The sequence below is a fragment of the Maritalea sp. genome, assembly GCF_051251695.1.
In the GTDB taxonomy this organism is placed as follows: Bacteria; Pseudomonadota; Alphaproteobacteria; order Rhizobiales; family Devosiaceae; genus Maritalea.
On record NZ_JBPOEU010000049.1, the window covers coordinates 1 to 9,191 of the forward strand.

Annotated in this window: 11 protein-coding genes and 1 pseudogene; 3 read left to right on the forward strand and 9 right to left on the reverse strand. The window is 52.2% G+C overall.

What is annotated here, in order from left to right; genetic code table 11:
- Positions 1-265: hypothetical protein (locus ACSHWX_RS17220; protein ID WP_435669453.1), on the forward strand; the 265-nt coding region annotated here is incomplete at its 5' end.
- Between the two features lie 34 nt (positions 266-299).
- Here ACSHWX_RS17220 and ACSHWX_RS17225 read toward each other — a convergent pair.
- From ACSHWX_RS17225 to ACSHWX_RS17265, 9 genes are all read right to left on the reverse strand, one after another.
- Positions 300-530, reverse strand: coding sequence for a hypothetical protein (locus ACSHWX_RS17225; RefSeq protein WP_342855682.1), 231 nt, complete (start codon positions 528-530; stop codon positions 300-302).
- 64 nt (positions 531-594) lie between these two features.
- A complete protein-coding gene (locus tag ACSHWX_RS17230; protein ID WP_435669454.1) occupies positions 595-1,428 on the reverse strand; it encodes a Pnap_2097 family protein in 834 nt (277 codons plus the stop codon).
- The gene (locus ACSHWX_RS17235) at positions 1,425-2,681 is read right to left on the reverse strand and encodes an MSMEG_0569 family flavin-dependent oxidoreductase (protein ID WP_435669455.1); all 1,257 of its coding nucleotides are present in this window, start codon (positions 2,679-2,681) and stop codon (positions 1,425-1,427) included. Before ACSHWX_RS17235 ends, ACSHWX_RS17230 begins: the two co-directional genes overlap by 4 nt.
- Before the next feature lie 10 nt (positions 2,682-2,691).
- Positions 2,692-2,970 (reverse strand): MSMEG_0570 family nitrogen starvation response protein, encoded by a 279-nt coding sequence (locus ACSHWX_RS17240; protein ID WP_435669456.1) that lies wholly within the window; start codon positions 2,968-2,970, stop codon positions 2,692-2,694.
- Positions 2,963-3,946, reverse strand: a complete 984-nt coding sequence (locus ACSHWX_RS17245) for a sll0787 family AIR synthase-like protein (protein WP_435669457.1) — start codon at positions 3,944-3,946, stop codon at positions 2,963-2,965. The genes ACSHWX_RS17240 and ACSHWX_RS17245 overlap by 8 nt, the downstream gene beginning before the upstream one ends.
- On the reverse strand, positions 3,943-4,494 hold the full coding sequence (locus ACSHWX_RS17250) for an MSMEG_0567/Sll0786 family nitrogen starvation N-acetyltransferase (protein WP_435669458.1): 552 nt from the start codon (positions 4,492-4,494) through the stop codon (positions 3,943-3,945). The genes ACSHWX_RS17245 and ACSHWX_RS17250 overlap by 4 nt, the downstream gene beginning before the upstream one ends.
- Positions 4,491-5,591, reverse strand: coding sequence for an MSMEG_0568 family radical SAM protein (locus ACSHWX_RS17255; RefSeq protein ID WP_342855688.1), 1,101 nt, complete (start codon positions 5,589-5,591; stop codon positions 4,491-4,493). Before ACSHWX_RS17255 ends, ACSHWX_RS17250 begins: the two co-directional genes overlap by 4 nt.
- On the reverse strand, positions 5,584-6,564 hold the full coding sequence (locus tag ACSHWX_RS17260) for a Nit6803 family nitrilase (RefSeq protein WP_342855689.1): 981 nt from the start codon (positions 6,562-6,564) through the stop codon (positions 5,584-5,586). The genes ACSHWX_RS17255 and ACSHWX_RS17260 overlap by 8 nt, the downstream gene beginning before the upstream one ends.
- A gap of 108 nt (positions 6,565-6,672) precedes the next feature.
- A complete protein-coding gene (locus ACSHWX_RS17265; protein ID WP_342855690.1) occupies positions 6,673-7,155 on the reverse strand; it encodes an MSMEG_0572/Sll0783 family nitrogen starvation response protein in 483 nt (160 codons plus the stop codon).
- A 263-nt stretch (positions 7,156-7,418) separates the two neighbouring features.
- On the opposite strand from ACSHWX_RS17265, the gene ACSHWX_RS17270 reads away from it, so the two are divergent.
- Both ACSHWX_RS17270 and ACSHWX_RS17275 read left to right on the forward strand, forming a co-directional pair.
- Positions 7,419-8,783 (forward strand): PLP-dependent aminotransferase family protein, encoded by a 1,365-nt coding sequence (locus ACSHWX_RS17270; RefSeq protein WP_342855691.1) that lies wholly within the window; start codon positions 7,419-7,421, stop codon positions 8,781-8,783.
- Between the two features lie 30 nt (positions 8,784-8,813).
- A pseudogene (locus tag ACSHWX_RS17275) lies at positions 8,814-9,191 on the forward strand (hypothetical protein); the annotation flags it as partial.

Genomic DNA, 9,191 nt, shown 5'->3' on the forward strand with positions numbered 1-9,191 from the left:
TTGGTTAGAGCAGAGCGCTCATAACGCTTTTGTCGTAGGTTCAAGTCCTACCGGGCCTACCAAATTCATTGAATATCATTCACTTTCCGCCAAAGTGGGTCTTAGAAAAATCATTATTCCGTTGACGACTCACCAAAGCCATTTGGTTTGGGATCCATCGGAAAAGAGTGGTTCCCCCAACATCAACGATCCTGCGGCCTCAGCTTTCGGTGTTTTATGCCCGATGAGTCTATATATTTGCATCAATACCATCGACATGCTCTGACCTACAAAGGTGCAGACCCTGTTGTTGCATAAGATCACAAAATTGTCGCTTTATCCTGAAACCCATGCTTCAAAACGGCATGAAGATCCCCCAGTTCTCTTATGACGGAACCAGCAGAAATTGGCTGACGGGTCTGGTTGTTGAGCTGCAGAAACGCGATGCGTTTGAGATAAAAACCGCAAACGGGACTGTGACGCAGATCTAAATCATCAAGGCTGCGCTGCAACTGCGTAGCAGGACAAATATTTGTTTGATGAACAAGCATGTTCCCCAAGAAGCCGCATACACACGTGTCACACGTGACAACATATACACTCTTTTAAATTCAATTACTCGGATATTTGCCCCGCAGAATATCGCTCGACATAACAGTGCGCCAACTTTTTTGCCCCATGTGATCCAGTTGCGCTGCGCCACAAGGTCATGGATTGACGGTCATGGCCAGACATAGCGCCGCTGACGTGTTCGCCGCGCTCAATGTTACTGAGATATAGAACTCGACGACGGCGCATTGCAGACCATGTTTTTGTTGGCGCACTGCGCGCTTCAACGTGTTCAAACAATCGTGTAAAACTTGGGAAATATAGCAACCCTACAGCGTTAAAATCACTTCCCACACAGGGAAACATTGTGATCGCATCCTCGCACGTGCGCTCCATATCCCGAAGTTCCTTGGCCAGTGTTGCGGTCTCTTGCGCGAAGCCATCGGGCGCGTACTGCAAGACGGAAATAAGGTAAGGCGTGACGCGGCTCACGCTTGCATTGACGCCAATTTCCTTGTGCACCACAAATGTCGACAAAAGTGTAAAGCGCGCAATTTCGGCCCCATCGATATACAGGAAGTGATTGGATTGGATCTTGCTTTTGCCCGCAGACCAAAGCTGAGATTTCACCTCAACATTTTGACCGAGCGTCGCCAAATCGGGGTTCAGCTGTTCAAATTCGGTCGCGCAAAAGGCCGCATACATTTGGCGTCCTTTTTTGTCCCAAAAAACAGTGGTGCGTTGGCCAAGCGCGTCTGCGATCAACTGCCAGTGGACATCACCTAAATGGCGAAGCCACCAATCCTCTGACAGGCCGTGAAATGCAAGTTGGGCCATGCCAAGCGGTATGGTTTCAGCGCGCGCCACAGTTGTGAGATCAACGGATGCCAGCGCGTTCATGATGCGATCCGTTTTGATGTATTCGCCACGCTGGAAATTGTATCGACCAGATATTTTGAATCTTCATCAATACCCAAGAACCGCCCAGACCCCCAAGTGTTCAACCAGCCCAATCCGATGAAGTAGAACCCAGTCTCATTGCAAACGCCACGATTGTAGGCGGGACGACCGTGAGTATCAAAGACATCCACGTCGATCCAGCTGTAGTCTGGTCGGAACCCAATCGCCCAAAGTATTGACGTGATGCCTTGTTTTGCACAGTCGATTTCGGTGGTTTCCTGCTGCGGGCGCCACAGTTTTTCAAATGTAGGTTCCGCCGGCGCATCAATCCCGTTCTTGTCAATATAAGCATCGATCGCGTTGCGGATACCAAGATAACTGTCGTCGGCATCATCAAGATTCTGCTCGAGATCCGGCAGGAACTGAATCTTTTGCCCGTCCATCCCGCTGACCGAACCATATAGAGACACACCGTCCAGCGCGAATTTGCGCAGATCGATTTCATGGCCACCATCCCGACCTGTCATATAGTGATTGGTTTTGGTCATCGCGTGGACGGGATCGGGATGCTGATCTATTGTGATCTTATAGTGCCCCATATCGTACAACCAATCGGTTGCGTCACGCCCGCGGTATTGCCGCGGAGAGCGTGGAGCTGGGCCAACAGCAAGGTGAACATCGCGTCCTTTAAGGTGCATGTCTTCCATCAATTGCACTCCGGATTGGCCTGTCCCCACCACCAAAGTGGCGCCGTCTGGCATTTGCTCGGGACGGCGGTAATCAACGGAATGCATTTGCAGGATCGAAGGATCAAGGTCGGCGGCATAGGTCGGTACAATAGGATTGTCGTAGCCACCCGTCGCAATCACAACTTGATCAGTGGAATAGTGACCCTGACTGCTGTCCACCAAGTACCCGCCGCTCGGACGTTTGGTGATTTTGGTCACCTGACAATGTTCCACAATCGGGGGATTGAACGTCTCGACAAAGGCATCAAGATAGTCAGTGATTTGGTTTTTCACCATAAAACCATCTGGATCGCCACCATTATAGGGAAAGTCAGGCAAGCGGCATTGCCAATTGGGCGTGACAAGACAAAACGTGTCCCACCGGTTGGTCCGCCAAGAATGAAACTTTGCGTGTCGTTCCAAAACAACATGATCCAGTCCAGCCTGAGACAGGTAATAGCTGACGGACAGCCCTGCCTGTCCGCCGCCGACAACAACAACAGATTTTGTTTCCCGATGGGTCATGGGTGTTTCCTTAAGAGATCGACAAGCAGATGACGTCTGCCGGTGCGGTAAAAGCGCTGGCTTTGCGCTCGATTTGAGTGAGTTGGGCATCGGCACTTGTGCAGCGATAGCCAAATTTTGCTTCGACACGGGTGCTGGCTTTTTCCAGAGCAATGCGGCAACGCACGACAAAATCATCCAAGGGATAGGTTGTTCCGGCAGACAAAAATTCATGCACCACAGTTGACGGCGAATAGCACACTTCGGTTTCGCCATCGGGCCAGCGCACGGTAAAACGAGTCTCAGGCATGTTGGACCTCTTTCGTAGATAGGTTCAAATATGGATCGCGGGCATAGTCCCAAAACAAGGCAGAGCCTTCGCGGTCTGTAAGTCGCAGGGCCGAGCCCTCAAGGACATCACCACAGGCGGCGGCAGAAATGCCGTGGGCTTGGAACATTTTGCAGACGTCGTCTGCGTCTTGGGCTTTTACAGAAAGCAAAAACCCAAAGCTTGGAAAGCTGCGCAACCAGCGGGCCAACTCCACGCCTTGCGGGCGCGGCAAGGCCTCTAGCTGAATATCAATCGCGACGTTAGATGCTTCGGCCAACATTAAAGCTGTGCCAACAATTCCGCCTTGGCTGATGTCTTTGCCTGCAGCCACCATGCCTGTTTCGGCGAGGTTTGGCAGAATTTCTAAGTTTTTGCGCAACACCACAGGTGATGTCGTCAAAGCGGCATTCCAGTTGTCAAACGGCTCGCGATAACTCCCTTTCAAATCGATAGCACAGATGAGCACGTCGCCAGGGCAGGCAGAAAAACTGGAAATGACATGTTTTGCGTGCCCTAAAATGGAGGCGGAAAGCTGTAGTTGATCACTGTGAAGATTGGTGTGACCACCGACGATGGGCACACCGTAGGCCTGAGATGCGGCCTTCATGCCTGCCAAAACGGGTTGTGCCTGTTCAGCACTTGGGGCCCAAATGGCGTTGGTGACACAACGGGGACGCCCCCCCATTGAAAGAATGTCAGAGATATTCACCATGACAGCGCACCAACCAGCAAACCATGGATCGGCGTGAACGAACGCGTTGATGAAGCCCTCACAAGCGAACAGATCGAAACCACCTTTGACGGGCAAGACAGCGCAATCATCACCGGGCTGCCCCTCACTTTGAGCGCTCAAACCAAGCGTTGCCGTACTTTGCGCAATGTCCAATTTGCTCAAAATAGACGGATGTGCGCGCAGGTCTCGCACCATTTGACGTAACGCGGGATGAGGCTTCATAACGTTCGCTTCCGTTTGGGGGATAGGGTTTTCCATCCCGCGAAAGGGTCGCTGATCGCAGGATACCACATCAGATCGGCTTCCATCTCCATATGCGGGACGCCATGCACTTCGATTTCGCGCAAGGACGCCCAATGCAGACGTTTGAACAGTGGAACGTTTTGCATTTGGACCTGTGCCAGAAAACGATCACAGTCACGCCCATGCGCGGTGCAGACAGCGAGCCTGATCAGTTCAGCCCCCAAACGCCCCATCCGGCGGTGCGTGTGAGAGACCGCAAGTCGCGAGCCGCGCCAGATACGCGGGTGTTCTTGGTGGATACGCACCGTTCCAACAATAGCGTCAGCCTCAGACGCAAACGTGCTGATCGCGGCAAGCGGCATCGCGATATCGTCAATCGCGTCGCGGTCATGCAAGTCAAAGATTTTCTGTTCTTCGACAAAAACTTGGCGTCGCAACTCTTGGACGCCCTTCAGTTCCCACGGCAGGGCCGCCGCACGAATGATAAAGTCTGGAGACATAAAGGCATGGGGGTTCTGGAAACTCATGATGCCCTCAATTTCTCATAGACGGACAAGGCAGAGCAGGCACCGCACTTGCCACAACCTGCCTTGATGCTTTCAGAACTCATCCCTGCGCGCAGGATCATGCCCGACAGAGGTTTCAAGATGCTGGCCATAAACTCTGATGTCGGTGCGGGGTGACTTTCGAGCGGTGTGCCTGACACAGGTACAAACGGAACAACAAACGGATAAACGCCGATATCGCACAGTTTTTGTGAGGTTTCCAAAATCGCCTCTGCGGAGTCGCCCAGCCCTGCAAGGATATAGGTCGATACCTGACCACGGCCAAAGACCTTTACGGCGGCTTTGAAGCTGTCAAAATATTTCTCGAGACTGACTTGCGCCTTGCCGGGCATAATGCGTGCGCGCACCTCTGGCGTGACCGCCTCAAGATGCATCCCAAGCGCATCAACGCCCGCATCAAACATGCGCTGGTGCCAGATATCGTCTTCTGGGGGTTCGCATTGTGCTTGAAGGGGCAGATCAACGACCGCTTTGATCGCGGCTGCGCTTTCGACCATCACCGCAGCGCCGCGATCTTTGCCTGCGGGCGTGCCCGTGGTCATGACCATGTGCTTTACACCATCCAGTTCGACCGCTGCTTTTGCGACTTCTGCAAGCTGTTGCGGCGTTTTATGGGCGATCGTGCGACCGGCGGCTAAGGATTGCCCAATAGCGCAGAATTGACAGGTCTTTTTGCGGCTCTCATATCGAATGCAAGTTTGCAGAACAGTTGTCGCCAACACATCTTTGGAATGCAATGTCGCGATCTTGCTATATTCGATACCGTCAGACGTCTTCAAATCGTAAAACTTGGGACGCAAAGGGAAACGTACGTTTCCAAGTGACACACCTGATTTGGTCACGGCGGCCAATCCATCTGCGCCTGGGGCTTGCACGACATAGGGACTGTCGAACGCAGGTGCCGTGTGGACCGGCACCATGACGGTGGTGTTACCAACCGTCACCGCTTTGTGGTCTGTGGGCCCTGCGCCACCGCGGCGGCTTTCCATGCCAGCAGTCGGGTCTACCAAGCGCATACCGCGTGTTTGCAATTCATTGATAAGGTCAGCTTCAGACATCTTTTGCCTCCGTTTCTGGGGTGGTCATAAGGTCTTGAGGGTCTTCTATCCGGCGCACGGGCTGTGCAGGGCGAGCGTCGTGGACCAGATGCAACAACTCTGGGCGCGCGTAATGGCCGACGCTGTCCATCATACGCTTGCGTTTGGTCACAAGTTTCATGTCCAGATCGGCGATCAAAATGCCTTCGCCTTCAGTTAAAGGCGGCACCACATGACGACCTTCGGGCGAGATAATGCAGGTCATACATCCGTCGCGCAGACCCTTTTGCAATTTGGGGTCATCTGACACACTGGCGATTTGATCCTCGGTCAGCCATCCTGTCGCGTTCACAACAAACGCACCAGCCTCTAAGGCGTGGTGGCGCATGGTGACTTCGATTTGTTCCGCAAAAATAGGCCCAACGAGACTTCCAGGGAAATGCGCGACATGAATTTCTTCGTGTTGAGACATCAATGCGTAGCGCGCCAGCGGATTGTAGTGCTCCCAACAGGCCAAAGCGCCCACACGGCCAACTTTGGTATCCACCACTTTAAGTCCCGCGCCATCCCCTTGGCCCCAGATCATCCGCTCATGATACGTTGGCGTGATCTTGCGGCGTTTCAGGGCAAGGCTTCCGTCGGCATCAAAAATCAGCTGAGTGTTAAACAACGAACCATTGTCACGCTCGTTGACACCCAAGACGACAACAACCCCGAATTTTCTGGCCGCGTCTGCGACGGCTTGTGTTTCGGGTGATGGCACAACAACGGCTTCGTCATACAAGCGCAGATGCTCTGGTCCTTGCAGCATAGGTGGCAAAACGAACGAAAAGTAGGGGTAGTAAGGTACAAAAGTTTCGGGAAAAACGATCAACTCCGCGCCTTTTCCTGCAGCGTCAGCAATGGCGTTCAAGACACGCTCGATCGTGCCTGCTCGGCTCGTTAAATCTGGCGCGATCTGGACTGCGGCGGCCCTGACGGTGTGATCTAACATGGGATCATCCTTTGTGGTGTGAAAGGGCTGCGACGTTGCCGCCCGCGCTGTAACTTTTAGGGAAAGCCCAGAGCAGCACCCTTGCCGCTCTGGGTGGGGGGAAGCGGCTTATAATGTCCAGGTGTCGACAACAAAACTGTCAGGACCACGGTGCAAGAGCTTGATATCCATAACATCCTGTGGAGCGATCGGGATGATACCGGGCAGCAACGATGGCTCGCCTTGGCCCATCAGCATTTGCAAACCAAAACGGCAGGCATAGACTTTGCCGCCCTCTTTCATGAACTTTGTCAAATTGGCCGCATAGTTCTGCGCACCAGGGAATGCCTCATCCCCAAGTGTTGGAAAACCGCGTTGTACGCCCAGTGAAACGCCTGGACCATAGAGCAAGATTGATGTTTCAAACCCTTTGCGCTGCAAGCGGATGGCTTGAAGAATGTTTACCAGACCGATTGAGCCTTCAAAGGCGACCGTATGAAAGGTGACAAGCGCCTTCTCACCCGGCTCGGCTTGGACGTCTTCGAAAACCTTGTCCTCATAATTTACGAAAAAATCACCATCTTTATGGGCTGGTGTGTTTACTTCTGGCATGTCGAACTCCTGTCGTCGTGTTGATATTGACTTCAGTTAGACAAGCAGATCACCGAGGTGCTATTGATACATACAATATTGCACTCAATGTAATTGTATTGATTGTATGATTGTGCCTGATCAATAAGCGTTTGACTGAATATTTCAGCAATTATTGCACAATATTTCGCGATTTAAGAGATTTTTTGCACACGCCGTACTAAAATTATTGTATGTAAATAAGGCATACAATAATGAAATTCGGACAGAATTGGGGGCGAGAAATGGAAAATTGGCCACATAGAATCGAACAATCTCGCAAGCCTCGCTACCTGGCGATTGCGGATTGCATCGCTCAAGACATGAAAGACCGCGTGATGCTACCCGGGGACCGCCTCCCTTCGCAACGCCGCCTTGCTGACATGATCGGGGTTGATTTCACCACTGTCTCACGTGGCTACACCGAAGCGATCAATAGAGGCTTGGTTGAATCACATGTTGGGCGCGGCACATTTGTCTTGCCACAAAAAAGCCTGAGCAACCTCAGCGACGAACGCCGGTCCTTGGCAAGTGACCTGACCATGAACGCGCCGCCTGAACCCACCGACCCCGACCTGCTTGAACGTATGCGCGCGGGGCTGACTGCTGTGTCTGATGATCTTGTCCATCTTTTGCGTTACCAAAATCCAATAGGCGGTGACATCGATAAAGAAGCCGCCTCTATCTGGTTGTCTATGCGTGGACTTGTGCCAAATTTAGATCGCATCGCCGTGACGCCCGGCGCGCATGCAACGATGCTTGCAATCCTGACAATTCTTGCGAAACCAAGCGACTGCATTCTCTGCGAGGACATCACATATGCAGGCTTTAAGAAAATCGCAGCACAGCTTGGACTAAAGCTTGTGGGACTGCCTATGGATAAGGACGGCATACTGCCCGATGCACTAGAGAAGGCGATTTTGACTGAAAACCCTAAGGCGCTCTATCTCAATCCAACGCTCCATAACCCAACCACTATGATCGTTCCAACAGAACGCCGATTGGCCATCACTGCTGTTATGAAGCGTCATAACCTCCCTTTGATAGAAGACGATGCATATGGGTTTGTGCTGCCCGACGCTCCACCGCCATTAGCAGCTTTCGCGCCAGAATTGACTTGGTACATCGGCGGGCTCGCCAAATGTATCGGTGCAGGCCTAAGACTTGCTTATTCCGTTGCACCGAATGCTCGGGCCAATTTTGCTTTGGAAAACGGAATTCGGGCGGTGTCTGTCATGTCGTCCCCAATTTCAATGGCTTTGGCGACGCGCTGGGTTCTGGATGGCACTGCCGATCAAATACGACGGTTCATTCGTTCCGAAACCGCCGACCGACAAAAACTTGCTGCGGAACTCGTGACCGAGGCCTCATTCGTTGCAAACCCTCATGCATTTAACATTTGGCTTCGATTGCCAAAGGGAATTACCTGCGCGGCTTTGATGGCGCAAATGTCTAATCATGAAATAGGCATAACTCCAGAGAGCGCATTTCGCACTCAAGGCGACGAAGAGCGGTTTGTACGCATTTGTCTAGGTGGACGCATGCAGCGTGAAACCCTTGCGCAAACGCTCGCGCACCTAAACAATCAAATCTGGCAATTATCGTTGTAAATTTATAGGCAAAGGCGCGGCACCGATTGCATGTCAGCGCAATATAAAAATCGGCTTTTCCCAGACTTCGTCGATACACCGCTTGATGGCCTCGCGCTTGATCATATGGCCATGCTGCCCCAAGCGTGGGCGCAACGTTTGACACAGGGCCATGCTATAAAAGCCGAGCTGACTCGTCAAATGGCGCAAACCGACAAACAACTCTACGCGCTGTTGACCCGCATCGTTGAAACCAACAACCCAACAGTTATCGCAGCCTATGAGACGAAGATCACCAAGTTAGAGCAAGAAAAACTGGTTCTGATTGAAAAACGGGAGAAAAAGGTCATGACAAAACGCACACCCGAGCAAATTTTCGAACTCGCTGTGAAATTCCTGTCAAACCCTTGGAATATTTGGAAAAATGGA

What these genes read in the sequence shown, in the direction of transcription:
- ACSHWX_RS17245 (WP_435669457.1), bottom strand. Translation starts at nt 3,946, where the DNA reads ATGAAGCCTCATCCCGCGTTACGTCAAATGGTGCGAGACCTGCGCGCA.
- ACSHWX_RS17255 (WP_342855688.1), bottom strand. Translation starts at nt 5,591, where the DNA reads ATGTCTGAAGCTGACCTTATCAATGAATTGCAAACACGCGGTATGCGC.
- ACSHWX_RS17240 (WP_435669456.1), bottom strand. Translation starts at nt 2,970, where the DNA reads ATGCCTGAGACTCGTTTTACCGTGCGCTGGCCCGATGGCGAAACCGAA.
- ACSHWX_RS17260 (WP_342855689.1), bottom strand. Translation starts at nt 6,564, where the DNA reads ATGTTAGATCACACCGTCAGGGCCGCCGCAGTCCAGATCGCGCCAGAT.
- ACSHWX_RS17235 (WP_435669455.1), bottom strand. Translation starts at nt 2,681, where the DNA reads ATGACCCATCGGGAAACAAAATCTGTTGTTGTTGTCGGCGGCGGACAG.
- ACSHWX_RS17230 (WP_435669454.1), bottom strand. Translation starts at nt 1,428, where the DNA reads ATGAACGCGCTGGCATCCGTTGATCTCACAACTGTGGCGCGCGCTGAA.
- ACSHWX_RS17265 (WP_342855690.1), bottom strand. Translation starts at nt 7,155, where the DNA reads ATGCCAGAAGTAAACACACCAGCCCATAAAGATGGTGATTTTTTCGTA.
- ACSHWX_RS17250 (WP_435669458.1), bottom strand. Translation starts at nt 4,494, where the DNA reads ATGAGTTTCCAGAACCCCCATGCCTTTATGTCTCCAGACTTTATCATT.
- ACSHWX_RS17225 (WP_342855682.1), bottom strand. Translation starts at nt 530, where the DNA reads ATGCTTGTTCATCAAACAAATATTTGTCCTGCTACGCAGTTGCAGCGC.
- ACSHWX_RS17270 (WP_342855691.1), top strand. Translation starts at nt 7,419, where the DNA reads ATGGAAAATTGGCCACATAGAATCGAACAATCTCGCAAGCCTCGCTAC.